This window comes from Methylobacterium dankookense (genome assembly GCF_902141855.1).
Classification (GTDB): Bacteria; Pseudomonadota; Alphaproteobacteria; order Rhizobiales; family Beijerinckiaceae; genus Methylobacterium; species Methylobacterium dankookense.
This window is the reverse complement of sequence record NZ_CABFVH010000021.1, coordinates 55,504-69,548: the sequence shown is the minus strand read 5'-3', so window position 1 is coordinate 69,548 and position 14,045 is coordinate 55,504. Positions and strand designations below refer to the sequence as shown.

Below are 14,045 nucleotides of genomic sequence, written 5' to 3'. Positions count from 1 at the left end.
GGAAGGGCCGGAGAGGACGTGGCCCGGCTCAACGGGCAGCCGTGACGGCGGGTTCGGCGATCGCCCCCTCGGGCGGCGTCGGCTTGGGCCGGTCGTCCGGCAGCTCGATCACCTCGACATCGACGCGCATGCCGAGGTCGTCGCTGGCGAGCCCGAAATAGGAGCCGTGCAGCGGCACGGCCTGGCGGGGATCGCGGGCCACGGCGACGCGGATCAGGTCGCGGTTGCCGACGATACCGTTGGTGGGGTCGAACTCCACCCAGCCGGCCCCGGGCAGGTAGACCTGCAGCCAGGCATGGGTCGAGCCGCCGCCGACATGACGATCGCGGTCGTTGCGCGGGTTGTAGAGGTATCCGGAGACGAAGCGGGCGGCCATGCCGAGCGCCCGCACGCCCTCCATCATCAGCACCGCGAAGTCGCGGCAGGAGCCGCACTTGGTCCTGAGCGTGTGGAGCGGGTCCTGCACGCCTTTCTCGCTGCGCGCCGTGTAGGTGAAGTTCCGGCGCACGCTGCGGGTCATGTCGGCGAGCAGCTCCTGGGTCGGGATCCGACCCGTGGCCGGCACGAAGCTGCGCGCCCAGGCATCGACCTCGTGCCGCGGGTCCGGCCATTGCCGCTCGATCGAGCGGTTGAGGTCGGGCATGTCCTCGGCGCCGTAGCCGAACGGATAATGCGTCGCGTGCGGCGCCAGCGGGAAGACGGGGGCGTGCTCGGGCGCGTGGTCGAGGGTGATGCCGCAGACGAAGCGGAGCGTCTCGGCGCGCCGGTCGAAGGCGACCACGGCGACGCAATTGCCGAACACGTCGAACATCCAGCGCAGCGAGGCCGGCTCGGGCTCGATCTCCAGGGTCGCCTCGATCAGGCGCTGGTCGTAGCTGTCGCGCGGGCGAAACATCAGGCGGTGCTCGCCGAACGCCACGGGCCGACGGTAGCGGTAGGTGGTGACGTGGCGGACGGAGAGGATCGGCACGCGCTGCTGCGGAGGCTTGGGACGGGACAGAGCGGGTCGATGCAAGTCCCGCGCCCGCCTGTGTAGCGGCTCAGCGGCCCGGCGCTCAGACGACCGGCGGCGGCGGATCGCCCGCGGCGCGCTGCGCCTCGGCCAGGACGTCGCGCGGGCGCCAGGGCTTGGGGATGAACACGGCCTCGCGCGGCAGGTCCGGCCGCTCGAGCCCGTGGCCGGAGGTGAGGACGAGCCGGGCCCGCGGCCACAGGGTCGCGACGGCGTGGGCGAGTTGGAGCCCGTCCATGGCGCCGGCGAGGCGCACGTCGGCGAAGACCAGGGCCACCTCGCCGCCGCGGTCCTGAAGCAGGCGGAGCGCGGCCTCGGCGCTGGCGCAGCCGATCACCTCGAGTTCGGTCTCCTCAAGCAATGCCTCGGCGAGGGCGCGCTGCTCGGGATCGTCCTCGACGACGAGGGCGATCCGGTCCTGCGGCGCGCGGGACGGCCCCGCGCCGTCGCCGCCGACCGCCTCCGGCTCGGGCTCGGCCTGGCGCACGCGGCGGACGAGCGCGGCGAGATGCTCCGGCACGCCCTCGGCCACCAGGCTGTCGTAGAACGAGGCGAGGGTCTCGCCGATCTGATCGAGTGGCACGCCAGGCGACAGGGTCTCCATCGGCGGCGCGTGCCGCCCGGTGCCGTCGCGGTTCCCCTTCGTCAAGAACTCCCCCCGGAAGCCGTGGTGTCACGCCGCCCGCGCGGCGCTTGTGGAGAGAAGTCGGGAAAACGTCGTCAGTTGCGCTCCCTGCAGCCGAAACCGCCGTGTGGTCGAGGGCCGGCGGAGCGGGCGGCTACTGCGCCTCGGCCTCCGCGTAGGCCATCATGCCGGAGACGGCGCGCACGTTCTGGTAGCGGGCGCCGCGGGTGCTCATCATCGTCTCGAACTTCTCGTGCACCTGCGCCACCGAGAGGCTGATCGCCTTCTTGCGCCGGCCGTGCTGCTGCGCGGCGAAGAAGATGGTGCGGTTCGCGCGCGCCGGGCCGGGCAGGAGCTGGGCGGCTGCGGCGCCGGGCTTGTCGACCACCTTGGCCAGGAACTCCTCGGCGTCGTCCGGCCCGAGGAAGTGGGCGAGGTAGACCTCGCCGAGGGTCAGCTCGCGGCCGATGCGCAGGGCGATGCGGGCGGCGTCGCGCTTCAGCATCTCGCCGGCCATCAGGGCGGAGAGATAGGGGTCGCGCCGCATCTCCAGGATGCGGGCGCGCTCGGCCGGATCCGCCACGCTCGGCTTGTCGTTCGAATCCGCGACGACGAGGGCCGCATCCTTCTCCAGCCCGTATTTCGCGCCGAAGTCGCGGACCACGCCGAGCCAGGTCCGCTCGATGAACTGGTACAGGCCGGTGGCCGAGGAGGTCTTGGCCTGCACGGCCGTGATGAAGCTCGATTCCTTGTCGGCCACCGCCATCAGCAGGACCGGGTCGGTCTGCACCGCCTGGGCGGCGCGCACGATGGTCTGGACGAGGTGGCGCCGGATCTTCATCGGGCCGAATTCGAGCACCTCGTTCGGGTCGCCCACCGCGCTCTCGGAGAGCAGAAAGTCGTAGGAGACGCGGTCGACGGTGTTCGAGCCGAGATCGGTGTCGAGGTCGTGCACCGCAGCGAAGGCCGAGGAGGCGCGCAGCACGGCGGGCGGGGTCGGGTCGGTCACGGCCTGCGACACCAGGGAGACCGTCTGGACGCGCGGGCGCGGCATCGGGATCTCGGTGGCGGCCTGGGCGGTCGAGACCGCGCGGTCGAGTCCGATCCGGCCGAGCTCGGCGCCGGAGCCGATCAGCACGGCGCTGAGCCCCCCGGCGAGCAGCGACATCGACAGGAGCGAGCGGGCGATGGCCGGGCGGCTGCCGTGGTCGCGCCCGACCCGGGGCAGGGCGGACAGGGCATCGGCCGGGCCCGAGCCGAAGCGGCCGGGGGCCGGGCGGGCGGTCTTGCTGGAGGCGTTGCGCGACGTACCGTCCGGGCGGGCCTGCATGCGACTCGAAATCCTCGTCCCGCGCCGCTGATGGCGCCGTGATCCCGATCTGGCTTGACAGATGTGGCGACAACACGGCCGCGGTTGGGGCCTTCCTGTGGCAAACGCCTCCCACAAGCTGTGGACGGAGCGGTGACAGGTTATCCGTGACTTGAGCGGCGTCCCTCAGCTAAGAGGGCCGGAATGCGGCCAGGCCCCGTCCCCCGGGACGCCCGGCACCGACACGAACGTTCCAGGCAGAGTCTGTCCTCTATGAGCGGCGTCAACGAGATCCGGTCGACCTTCCTCAACTACTTCGCGCAGGCGGACCACACGGTGGTGCCGTCCTCGAGCCTGGTGCCGAAGAACGACCCGACCCTGATGTTCACGAACGCCGGCATGGTGCAGTTCAAGAACGTCTTCACCGGCATCGAGAAGCGGCCCTACCAGCGGGCGACGACGGCGCAGAAATGCGTCCGCGCGGGCGGCAAGCACAACGACCTCGACAACGTCGGCTACACCGCGCGCCACCACACCTTCTTCGAGATGCTCGGCAATTTCTCGTTCGGCGACTATTTCAAGGACCGCGCGATCGAGCTGGCCTGGACCCTCATCACGAAGGAGTTCGGCCTGAAGCCGGACCGCCTGCTCGTCACCGTCTACGCGGACGACGACGAGGCCGCGGGCCTGTGGAAGAAGATCGCCGGCTTCTCCGACGACAAGATCATCCGCATCGGCACCTCGGACAATTTCTGGCAGATGGGCGATACCGGCCCCTGCGGGCCGTGCTCGGAGATCTTCATCGACCAGGGCCCGGCGCTGCAGGGCGGCCCGCCCGGCTCGCCCGACGAGGACGGCGACCGCTTCCTCGAGTTCTGGAACCTCGTCTTCATGCAGTACGAGCAGATCGAGCCGGGCAACCGCCTCGCCCTGCCGCGCCCCTCGATCGATACCGGCCTCGGCCTGGAGCGCATGGCGGCGATCCTCCAGGGCGTGCACTCGAACTACGAGACCGACCTGTTCCGCGCGCTCATCGACGCGGTCGCCCACGCGGTGAGCCGCCCGCCGGAGCCGGCGACGCTCGCCTCCTACCGCGTCATCGCCGACCACCTGCGCGCCTCCGCCTTCCTGGTGGCGGACGGGGTGCTGCCCTCGAACGAGGGCCGCGGCTACGTGCTGCGCCGGATCATGCGCCGCGCCATGCGCCATGCCGAGCTGATCGGCTCGCGCGAGCCGATGATGTACCGCCTCGTGCCGACCCTGGTGCGCGAGATGGGGCAGGCCTACCCCGAGCTGATGCGGGCCGAGAGCCTGATCTCCGAGACGCTGCGCCTGGAGGAGACCCGCTTCCGCCGCACCCTCGAGCGCGGCCTCGCGATCCTCGACGCGGAGAGCCGCGACCTCTCCGAGGGCGGCCGGCTCTCCGGCGAGACCGCCTTCACCCTCTACGACACCTACGGCTTCCCCCTCGACCTGACCCAGGACGCGCTGAAGGCCCGCGGCATCGGCGTCGACACGGCCGCCTTCACGGCCGCGATGGAGCGCCAGAAGCAGGCGGCCCGCGAGGCCTGGAAGGGCTCGGGCGAGGCCGCGACCGAGACCGTCTGGTTCGCCCTGCGCGACCGGGTCGGGGCCAGCGAGTTCCTCGGCTACGAGACCGAGGGCGCCGAGGGCATCGTCACCGCGCTCCTCCGCGAGGGCGCCGAGGTCGAGGCGCTGAAGGCCGGCGAGAGCGGCCTGATGCTCGCCAACCAGACCCCGTTCTACGCGGAATCGGGCGGCCAGGTCGGCGATACCGGCCTCGTCGTCGGCACCGGCCTGCGCGCCCGCGTCACCGCCACCGAGAAGAAGCTCGGCGACCTCTTCGTGCACCACGTCACGGTGGAGGAGGGCACGCTGGCCCGCGACGGCGCGGTGGAGCTGAAGGTGGACCATGCCCGCCGCCGGGCGATCCGCGCCAACCACTCGGCCACCCACCTCCTGCACGAGGCCCTGCGCCAGGTGCTCGGCGACCACGTCGCCCAGAAGGGCTCGCTGGTGGCGCCCGAGCGCCTGCGCTTCGACATCAGCCATCCGAAGCCGATCGAGGCGGCCGAGCTCGCCCGCGTCGAGGACATCGCCAACGCGGTGCTCCTGCAGAACGCGCCCGTCGTCACCAAGCTGATGGCGGTGGACGAGGCGATCGAATCCGGCGCCCGCGCCCTGTTCGGCGAGAAATACGGCGACGAGGTCCGCGTGGTCTCGATGGGCCGGCCCGTGGACGATGCGGGCGCGGCGACCGAGGGCGGGCGCCTGCCGAACTTCTCGATCGAGCTCTGCGGCGGCACCCATGTGGAGCGCACCGGCGATATCGGCCTCGTCAGCATCGTGGGCGAGAGCGCGGTGGGCGCGGGCGTGCGCCGCATCGAGGCGATGACCGCGGATGCCGCGCGCCGCCACCGCGCCGAGGAGGGCCGCTCGCTCGCAGCCCTTGCCGGCCTGCTCAAGGCCCCCGTGACCGAGGCGCCCGACCGCCTCGCGGCCCTTCTGGAGGATCGCCGGCGCCTGGAGCGCGAGCTGGCGGATGCGCGCAAGAAGCTCGCCATGGGCGGCGGCGCGGCGGGCGGCGGCGATGAGGCCCGCGAGGTGGCCGGCGTGAAGCTGATGGCCCGCGTGGTCGAGGGCGTCGAGATGCGCGACCTCAAGAGCCTCGCCGACGAGGGCAAGACCCGCCTCGGCTCCGGTATCGTGGCGATCGTGGGCGTCGCCGCCGACGGCAAGGCCGGCCTCGTGGTCGGCGTCACCGACGACTTGACCGCACGCTACGACGCGGTCGGGCTGGTGCGGGCCGGCGCCGGCCATCTCGGCGGCAAGGGCGGCGGCGGCCGCCGCGACATGGCCCAGGCCGGCGGCCCCAACGGGGACGGCGCCCAGGCCGCCCTCGACGCCATCGCCGAGGCGCTCCAGGCGGCGTGAGGACGACGCCCGGCGATTTGCCGGGCCGCAATCTCTCCTCCCCCTTGCGGGGAGGAGCCGGAGGTGGGGGTGGTGCCGAACGACGCTCGGCGCCCCATCCTGAGCCACCCCCACCCCTGACCCCTCCCCATCCAGATCGGGCCTGCCCGATCTGGACAGGCAAGAACAGATCTCGGGCAGGCCCGAGATCTGCGGGGAGGGGAAAAGGCCCGCAGCGGGCTCTCGGTTACCGCGAGGCGGCGAGCTGGCAGCCGCTCTCCTCAAGCTTGGCGTAGGCGTCCGTGCCGGGGATGGTCGCGAGCAGCTTGTAGAGGTCCCACTCGCCCTTCGATTCGGCGGGCTTCTTGACCTCGAACAGGTACATGTCGTGGACCATCCGCCCGTTCGGCAGCACCTTGCCGCCGCGGGCGAAGACGTCGTCCACCGGCAACTGGTGCAGCTTCTCGTTCACCGCCTCGGTCTCGTCGGTGCCCGCGGCCTTCACCGCCTTCAGGTATTGCAGCACCGCCGAATAGGTCCCGGTATGGATCATGTTCGGCATCTTGCCGGTGCGCTTCATGAAACGCTGGCCGAAGGCGCGGGTCTCGTCGTTGAGATCCCAGTACCAGCCCTCGGTGAGCGTCAGGCCCTGCGCCACCTTGAGGCCGAGCCCGTGCACCTCGGCGAGGGTGAAGAGCAGCGCCGCGAGGCGCTGGCCGCCCTCGGTGATGCCGTATTCCGCCGCCTGCTTGATCGAGTTCGACGTGTCGAGGCCGGCATTGGCCAATCCGATCACCTTCGCGCCCGACCCCTGCGCCTGGAGCAGGAAGGAGGAATAGTCCTGCGCCGCGAGCGGGTGGCGCACCCCGCCCACGATCTTGCCGCCCTTCGAGGTGACGTAGCGCGTGACCTCGGCCTCCAGCGAGTGGCCGAAGGCGTAGTCGGCGGTGAGCATGAACCAGGTATTGCCGCCCTGCTGCACCAGCGCGCCGCCGGTGCCGACCGCGAGCGCGCGCGTGTCGTAGGCCCAATGGTAGCCGTAGGGGGTGCAGAGCTTGCCGGTGAGGTCGCTCGTGGCCGCGCCCGTGGTGATGGTGATCTTCTTCTTCTCCTTCGACAGGCCCTGCACGGCCAGCGCCACCGAGGAGGTCGTCAGCTCCATGATCGCGTCGACCTTGTCGCGGTCGTACCATTGCCGCGCGATGCCGGAGGCGATGTCGGGCTTGTTCTGGTGGTCGGCCGAGACCAGCTCGATCGGCGCGCCGAGCACCGTCCCGCCGAAATCCTCGACCGCCATCTTGGCCGCCTCGATCGAGGAGCGGCCGCCGAACTCGGCGTAGACGCCGGACTGGTCGTTCAGGATGCCGATGCGCACGGCCCCGTCCGAGACCGCCTGCGCCGCGGCCGGGCCGGAGAGCGCCAGCGTCGCGGCGAGGGCGAGGCCCGCTCGCGACCGGGCACGGCCCGCTTTCCTGGCCGGCCGTCCACTGGCTGAATCGATGCGCGCCTTCGTCATGCGTTCCTCACCCGAAGCGATGTTCTTCTTGGAATCGGCGCCTCCGAGGCGCCGTGGGCAGACGGTATGCCAGCGTGGGCCCGCAGGCTACGGGCGGCCGAGACAGGCGAGGCCGGTTGCAAGCAGGCTTACGCAGGCCCGCAAGCGGGCGGAGCCCAATCTTGCCTTTTCGCGGCCGATCCACGAAAAGCCCGCTGTCCCGGAAGCTGCGCGTTGCCGGCTGCCGCGCCGGGGTCGAGGAAAGACGGTTCCATGCTCGATTACGCGCAGGCACGACGCCTGATGGTCGACTGCCAATTGCGGACCTTCGACGTGAACGACAACGCGGTCCTCGACGCGTTCGACACGGTGCCGCGCGAGCGCTTCGTCCCGGCCGGCCGCGAGGCCTTCGCCTATATCGACCAGACCCTGCGGATCGACACGCCCGGGCAGGAGCCGCGCTTCGTGCCGGCGCCCATGATGCTCGCCCGCATGATCCAGGCGCTCCAGCTCAAGCCGGGCAAGCGCGCCCTCGACGTGGCCGGCGGCTACGGCTACGGCGCGGCGCTGATGGCCCAGCTCGGCGCGCGGGTGACGGCCGTGGAGAGCGTGGCGCCGCTCGTTGCGGAGGCGCGCCAGCGCCTCGACGGCACGGCGGAGGTCGTGGAAGGGCCGATCGCGCGCGGCGCCCCGGACCAGGGGCCCTACGACGCCATCCTCGTCAACGGCCGCGTCGAGACCCGGCCGCAGGCGCTGCTCGACCAGCTCGCCGACGAGGGGCAGCTGGTCTGCGTGCTCGGGCCGGACCGGGCCGCCAAGGCGACCGTGTTCGTGCGCGCGGGCGACGCCTTCGGATCGCGCCCCCTGTTCGGCGCCTCGCTGCCGGTGCTGCCGGCTTTCGCGGCCGAGGCCGGCTTCGCGTTCTAGGACGCGAGGCCGCAACCGCACGCGATCGCGGGGTCATCGGGCAGAGCTGCACTTGCCCAGGACAGACCTTACGATCCGCTGAACGCCTCCCTCCAGCCGCGACCGCGCAGCGGGACCTCGGCCGGAGGTACTAATACTAGGTCTCAACGCAGTCCGGGCCTGTTGATAACCTGCATGGATGCGGGCGGGCACTCGCATGCCCGGGACCAAGACTGTCGCCTTTATACGCCACCTGCCGATGATTCGACGCAGCAGGTGCCACGAGTACGTGCGCGCCGAGCGGGCTTTCGGCTAAGGTGCACAGCAGGGCGGGCCAGATCGGGTGAGATCGGGCAGCCGCGCGGCGGACACCGCACGGTCATCCGAAGAAGAGCCGAAACACCGCAAGGGCTGATGGACGTGAAGAGACGTACACCTGCGACACGTTCCGCGCTCCGGCTCGCCACCTCGGTGGCGGCCGCGCTGACGCTGGCCGGTCCGGCCATGTCGGAGACCCTCGAGAGCGCCCTCGCCAAGGCCTATGGCGGCAACCCGCAGCTCAACGCGAGCCGGGCGCTGACCCGCGTGCGCGACGAGGACGTCGCCATCGCCGTGTCCGGCTACCGGCCGACGGCCGCGATCAACGTCCAGGCCGGCGTCACCCAGCAGGGCGGCAACCTCGCCGGCACCAATCTCGACCAGCTCCTCAAGCCGGCCTCGGCCGGCCTCGTCGTCAACCAGACCCTGTTCAACGGCTTCCAGACCGACAACAACACCCGCCGCGCCGAATCGGGCGTGTACAGCCAGCGCGAGACGCTGCGCTTCACCGAGATGTCGGTTCTGTTCAGCGCCGCGCAGTCGTACATGAACGTCCTCTCGGACACGGCGACCCTGGAGCTGCGGCGCAACAACGTCGAGGTGCTCGAGGAGCAGCTCCGTCAGACCCGCGACCGCTTCAATGTCGGCGAGGTGACCCGCACCGACGTCGCCCAGGCCGAGGCGCGCCTCGCGGGCGCCCGCGCCGACGTGAGCGCCGCCGAATCGGCTTTGCGCACCTCGATCGGCATCTACCGCCAGAACGTCGGCGTCGAGCCGCGCCAGCTCGCCCCGGGCCGGCCGCTCGACCGCTACGTGCCGGCCAACCTCGACCAGGCGATCTCGGTCGGCCTGCGCGAGCACCCGCAGGTCCTGTCGGCCTTCCACGCGGTCGACGCCGCCGAGGCGCAGGTGAAGGTGTTCGAGGGCACCCTCTACCCGACGCTCAGCGTGCAGGGCCAGGTTCAGCAGGCCTACGACCAGCAGGTCGCCAACACGAGCGGCTACGCAGCCTCGATCCTCGGCCGCCTGACCATCCCGCTCTACCAGGGCGGCCAGGAATACGCGCAGATCCGCCAGGCCAAGGAGACGGTCGGGCAGCGCCGCATCGAGGCGGAGCAGGTGCGCGATCAGGTCCGCGCTCAGATCGTCGACTTCTGGGGCCGCCTCGAGGCGGCCAAGGCCCGCGTGATCGCCTCGCAGGCCCAGGTCCAGGCCAACGAGGTGGCGCTGAACGGCGTGCGCGAGGAAGCGCGCGTCGGCCAGCGCACCACCCTCGACGTGCTGAACGCGCAGCAGGAACTCCTCAACGCACGCGTGAACCTGATCACGGCGCAGCGTGACCGCGTGATCTTCTCCTACGGCGTCGTTCAGGCGATCGGCCGGCTGACGGTGCGCTTCACCGCCGTGCCGGTGGCGGCCTACAGCCCGAAGGCGCATTTCGACCAGGTCAAGGACCTCTGGTTCGGCATCCGCACGCCGGACGGGCGCTGACCGCGCCCGGGCGGCGCCCGGGTCGAGATGTTTTCCGGGACCAGGGGTTTTCCCCGCACTGTGCTCCCGCAGCGCTTGTCCCGGGAAACCGGCATGGAATACTGCCCTCGGCCTAAAGCAGGCCTGCGTCGATCCCGTTCCCGAGCGCCGTCCGGATGAGTGCAGCCAGCCCCAAGATTCAGGACAAGACGGCGGAGAAGGCCCACGAGCCTTCGATGGAGGAGATCCTCGCCTCGATCCGCAGGATCATCGCCGACGATCAGGCCGCCAAGCCCGGCGACGCCCCGCCCGCGAAGGCGCCCCCGCCGCCGCCCGAGCCGGAGGACGTGCTCGACCTCGCCGAGTTCGCCGAGCCCGCCCCGAGTGCGAAACCCGCGCCGCTCGACCTCGACCCGATCGATTTCGGCCTCGAGGAGATGGATTTCGACGCGATCGTCGTCGAGCCGGACCCCGAGCCCGAGCCTGCACCCCCGCCGATCGCGGCCGCGCCGCCGCCGCCGCCCGTCCAACCGGCTCAGCCGGCGCGCGCCCCCGAGGCGCCATCGGAGCCGCTGACCTCGTCGGCGACCGATGCCAGCGTCGGCAACGCCTTCAACATGCTCGCGCACACCGTGCTGTCGCGCAACGCCCGCACCCTCGACGACCTCGTCGCCGACATGCTGCGCCCGATGCTGAAGGCCTGGCTCGACGACAACCTGCCCGTGATGGTCGAGCGCCTCGTCCGCGCCGAGATCGAGCGGGTGTCGCGCGGGCGCTGACCGCCGGCAGGGCAGGGCGCGCCGCTCAAGGAGCGGGCCCGGCACAGGAAGGCGGGGCCTGCGTGTTGACGCGGGGGCCCCGGCGGGTTGAAAGCGGGCGCTTCCTCAGGACAGCCCCGCGGGCCCGCACTTCCCATGATGGACAAGACCTTCGACCCGGCCGCCGTCGAGGCGCGCGTCGCCACCGCCTGGGAGGAAGGCCAGGCCTTCCGCGCCGGCCGGCCCGAGCGCGCGGGGGCCGAGCCCTTCTGCATCGTCATCCCGCCGCCGAACGTGACGGGCACGCTCCATATGGGGCACGCCCTCAACAACACGCTGCAGGACATCCTCTGCCGCTTCGAGCGGATGCGGGGCAAGGACGTGCTCTGGCAGCCGGGCACCGACCATGCCGGCATCGCCACGCAGATGGTGGTGGAGCGCAAGCTCGCCGCCGACGGCGAGCCGGACCGCAGGACGCTCGGGCGCGAGGCCTTCCTCGAGCGGGTCTGGGCCTGGAAGGCGGAATCGGGCGGCGCCATCGTCAACCAGCTCAAGCGGCTCGGCGCCTCCTGCGACTGGTCGCGCGAGCGCTTCACCATGGACGAGGGCCTCTCGGCCGCCGTCCTCAAGGTCTTCGTGGACCTGCATGCGCAGGGGCTGATCTACCGCGACAAGCGCCTCGTGAACTGGGACCCGAAGTTCCAGACCGCGATCTCGGACCTCGAGGTCCAGCAGATCGAGACCAAGGGCAACCTCTGGCACTTCGACTACCCGGTCGTGGATGAATCCGGCGCCGAGACGGGCGCGGTCATCACGGTGGCGACCACCCGCCCCGAGACCATGCTCGGCGACACCGCCGTCGCGGTGCATCCGGAGGACGAGCGCTACACAGGGCTCGTCGGAAAGCGCGTTCGCCTGCCCCTCGTCGGCCGCCTGATCCCGATCGTCGCCGACGAATATTCCGACCCCGAGAAGGGCACCGGCGCGGTGAAGATCACCCCGGCGCACGACTTCAACGACTTCGAGGTCGGCAAGCGCCATGGCTGCGCGCTCATCAACATCCTCGACGCCGAGGCGCGCATGCTTGTCGCCGGCAACGAGGCCTTCCTGGCCGATGCCCAGCCCGAGGCCGAGACCCTGGCGCTGCACGGCCTCGACCGGTTCGAGGCGCGCAAGCGCGTCGTCGCCCTGATGGAGGAGCGCGGCCGGCTCCGGCAGATCGAGCCGAACACCCATGCCGTGCCGCACGGCGACCGCTCGGGCGTCGTGATCGAGCCCTACCTCACCGACCAGTGGTACGTGAACGTCAAGCCGCTCGCCGAGCGCGCCCTCCAGGCCGTGCGCGACGGGCAGACGAAGTTCGTGCCCGACAACTACGAGAAGGTCTTCTTCCAGTGGCTGGAGAACATCGAGCCCTGGTGCATCTCGCGCCAGCTCTGGTGGGGCCACCAGATCCCGGTCTGGTACGACGACGAGGGCGGCATCTACGTTGCCCATGACGAGGCCGAGGCGCTTGAGAAGGCGAAGGCCGAGCGCGGGCGCGACGTCGCGCTCACCCGCGACCCGGACGTCCTCGACACCTGGTTCTCCTCCGGCCTCTGGCCGTTCTCGACCCTCGGCTGGCCGGAGAGCACGCCCGAGCTGTCGCGCTTCTACCCGACCAGCACCCTGGTGACCGGCAAGGACATCCTGTTCTTCTGGGTCGCCCGCATGATGATGCTCGGCCTCCACGTCACCGATCAGGTGCCGTTCTCGACCGTCTACCTGCACACGCTGGTGCGCGACGCGTCGGGCGCCAAGATGTCGAAGTCGAAGGGCAACGTGGTCGACCCGCTCGGGCTGATCGACCAGTACGGTGCCGACGCGCTGCGCTTCACCCTGGCCGCGATGGCGGCGCAGGGCCGCGACATCAAGCTCGCGGTCAACCGGGTCGAGGGCTACCGCAACTTCGCGACGAAGCTCTGGAACGCCGCCCGCTTCGCCGAGCTCAACGGCTGCCGGCTCGATCCGGCCTTCCGCCCCGAGGGCGTGCGCCAGCCGGTCAACCGCTGGGCGCTGGGCGAGGCCGCCCGCGCCGTCGCCGAGGTCGCGGGGGCGCTCGACGCCTACCGCTTCAACGACGCGGCCACCGCCGCCTACCGCTTCGTCTGGAACATCTTCTGCGACTGGTATCTGGAGCTGGCCAAGCCCGTGCTCCAGGGCGAGGGCGTCGATCCGGCCCAGAAGGCCGAGACCCAGGAGACGGTGGCCTTCCTGATCGACCAGATCGCCAAGCTCCTGCATCCGTTCATGCCCTTCCTCACGGAGGAGCTCTGGGCGATCAAGGGCGAGGCCGTCCCGGAGCGCGGCATGCTGGCGCTGGCGCCCTGGCCGGATCTCGCCGGCCTCGCCGATGCCGAGGCGGAATCGGAGGTCGGCTTCGTGGTCGATCTCGTCTCCGAGGTGCGCTCCGCCCGCTCCGAGACCAGCGTGCCGGCCGCCGCTCAGGTGCCCCTCGTCCTCGTCGGCGCGAGCGAGGCGGTGCGTGCCCGCGTCGAGGCATGGCGTGACACGCTGGTTCGCCTAGCCCGCCTCTCCGAGATCACCTTTGCCGAGGCCGCGCCGAAGAACTCGGTGCAGCTCCTCGTGCGCGGCAGCGTCGCGGCCCTGCCGCTGGAGGGCATCGTCGACCTCGCCGCCGAGGTTTCCCGCCTGCAGAAGGAGGCGGTGAAGGCCGAGGGCGAGATCAAGAAGATCGAGTCCAAGCTCGGCAATGCCGACTTCGTGGCGCGTGCCCCGGAGGAGATCGTCGAGGAGAACCGCGAGCGCCGCGACGCCGAGATCGAGCGGCTCGGCAAGCTCCGGGAAGCGCTGGCGCGGCTGGAGGGGTAGGCCGGCTCACGACACGAACTTGAGCCCGGCGATCCCCGCCACGATCAGCCCGATACAGGCGAGGCGGGCGGCGGTCGCCGGCTCATCGAACAGCACGATCCCGAGAATCGCGGTGCCGACCGCGCCGATCCCGGTCCAGACCGCGTAGCCGGTGCCCACGGGCAGGGTGCGCAAGGCCAGGGACAGCAGCACCACGCTCGCCGCCATGGTGACGAGCGTCAGCACCGAGGGCACGAGCCGCGTGAAGCCCTCCGTGTATTTCAGGCCGATCGCCCAGCCGGTCTCCAGAAGGCCGGCGACGAACAGGATGATCCAGGCCACGATGCGCCTCTCCGCTCAGGTTGCGG

General features: G+C 71.2%; 10 protein-coding genes. 5 read left to right on the top strand and 5 right to left on the bottom strand.

Going from position 1 to position 14,045, the window contains the following annotated elements; all coding sequences use genetic code 11:
* Nucleotides 1–28 precede the first annotated feature (28 nt).
* The 3 genes from MTDSW087_RS16500 to MTDSW087_RS16490 all read right to left on the bottom strand — a co-directional run bounded on the left by MTDSW087_RS16500 (nt 29) and on the right by MTDSW087_RS16490 (nt 2,967).
* Nucleotides 29–970 (bottom strand): transglutaminase family protein, encoded by a 942-nt coding sequence (locus tag MTDSW087_RS16500; protein WP_144765783.1) that lies wholly within the window; start codon nt 968–970, stop codon nt 29–31.
* Nucleotides 971–1,055: 85 nt separating this feature from the next.
* Nucleotides 1,056–1,595, bottom strand: coding sequence for a response regulator (locus MTDSW087_RS16495; RefSeq protein WP_144765828.1), 540 nt, complete (start codon nt 1,593–1,595; stop codon nt 1,056–1,058).
* A 196-nt stretch (nt 1,596–1,791) separates the two neighbouring features.
* Entirely contained in the window at nt 1,792–2,967 is a 1,176-nt protein-coding gene (locus MTDSW087_RS16490) for a transglycosylase SLT domain-containing protein (protein ID WP_144765781.1), read from the bottom strand.
* 252 nt (nt 2,968–3,219) lie between these two features.
* On the opposite strand from MTDSW087_RS16490, the gene alaS reads away from it, so the two are divergent.
* On the top strand, nt 3,220–5,901 hold the full coding sequence (gene alaS, locus MTDSW087_RS16485) for an alanine--tRNA ligase (RefSeq protein ID WP_144765779.1): 2,682 nt from the start codon (nt 3,220–3,222) through the stop codon (nt 5,899–5,901).
* Nucleotides 5,902–6,127: 226 nt separating this feature from the next.
* On the opposite strand, the gene MTDSW087_RS16480 is transcribed toward alaS, so the two are convergent.
* Nucleotides 6,128–7,396 (bottom strand): ABC transporter substrate-binding protein, encoded by a 1,269-nt coding sequence (locus tag MTDSW087_RS16480; RefSeq protein WP_144765777.1) that lies wholly within the window; start codon nt 7,394–7,396, stop codon nt 6,128–6,130.
* 252 nt (nt 7,397–7,648) lie between these two features.
* Here MTDSW087_RS16480 and MTDSW087_RS16475 point away from each other — a divergent pair, with 252 nt between their 5' ends.
* The 4 genes from MTDSW087_RS16475 (at nt 7,649) to MTDSW087_RS16460 (ending at nt 13,698) form a co-directional block, all read left to right on the top strand.
* Nucleotides 7,649–8,302, top strand: coding sequence for a protein-L-isoaspartate O-methyltransferase family protein (locus tag MTDSW087_RS16475; protein WP_144765775.1), 654 nt, complete (start codon nt 7,649–7,651; stop codon nt 8,300–8,302).
* A gap of 393 nt (nt 8,303–8,695) precedes the next feature.
* Complete coding sequence (locus MTDSW087_RS16470) at nt 8,696–10,090, top strand: TolC family outer membrane protein (protein WP_144765773.1); 1,395 nt, start codon at nt 8,696–8,698, stop codon at nt 10,088–10,090.
* A 155-nt stretch (nt 10,091–10,245) separates the two neighbouring features.
* Nucleotides 10,246–10,848: a PopZ family protein gene (locus MTDSW087_RS16465; RefSeq protein WP_186383873.1), complete on the top strand. Its 603-nt coding sequence runs from the start codon at nt 10,246–10,248 to the stop codon at nt 10,846–10,848.
* A 135-nt stretch (nt 10,849–10,983) separates the two neighbouring features.
* Nucleotides 10,984–13,698, top strand: a complete 2,715-nt coding sequence (locus MTDSW087_RS16460; protein WP_144765771.1) for a valine--tRNA ligase — start codon at nt 10,984–10,986, stop codon at nt 13,696–13,698.
* 6 nt (nt 13,699–13,704) lie between these two features.
* On the opposite strand, the gene sugE is transcribed toward MTDSW087_RS16460, so the two are convergent.
* Nucleotides 13,705–14,019 (bottom strand): quaternary ammonium compound efflux SMR transporter SugE, encoded by a 315-nt coding sequence (gene sugE, locus MTDSW087_RS16455; protein WP_144765769.1) that lies wholly within the window; start codon nt 14,017–14,019, stop codon nt 13,705–13,707.
* Nucleotides 14,020–14,045 lie beyond the last annotated feature (26 nt).

Coding starts and splice junctions, on each gene's coding strand:
- MTDSW087_RS16490 (WP_144765781.1), bottom strand. CDS start 2,967: ATGCAGGCCCGCCCGGACGGTACGTCGCGCAACGCCTCCAGCAAGACC.
- alaS (WP_144765779.1), top strand. CDS start 3,220: ATGAGCGGCGTCAACGAGATCCGGTCGACCTTCCTCAACTACTTCGCG.
- MTDSW087_RS16480 (WP_144765777.1), bottom strand. CDS start 7,396: ATGACGAAGGCGCGCATCGATTCAGCCAGTGGACGGCCGGCCAGGAAA.
- MTDSW087_RS16475 (WP_144765775.1), top strand. CDS start 7,649: ATGCTCGATTACGCGCAGGCACGACGCCTGATGGTCGACTGCCAATTG.
- MTDSW087_RS16470 (WP_144765773.1), top strand. CDS start 8,696: ATGGACGTGAAGAGACGTACACCTGCGACACGTTCCGCGCTCCGGCTC.
- MTDSW087_RS16465 (WP_186383873.1), top strand. CDS start 10,246: ATGAGTGCAGCCAGCCCCAAGATTCAGGACAAGACGGCGGAGAAGGCC.
- MTDSW087_RS16460 (WP_144765771.1), top strand. CDS start 10,984: ATGATGGACAAGACCTTCGACCCGGCCGCCGTCGAGGCGCGCGTCGCC.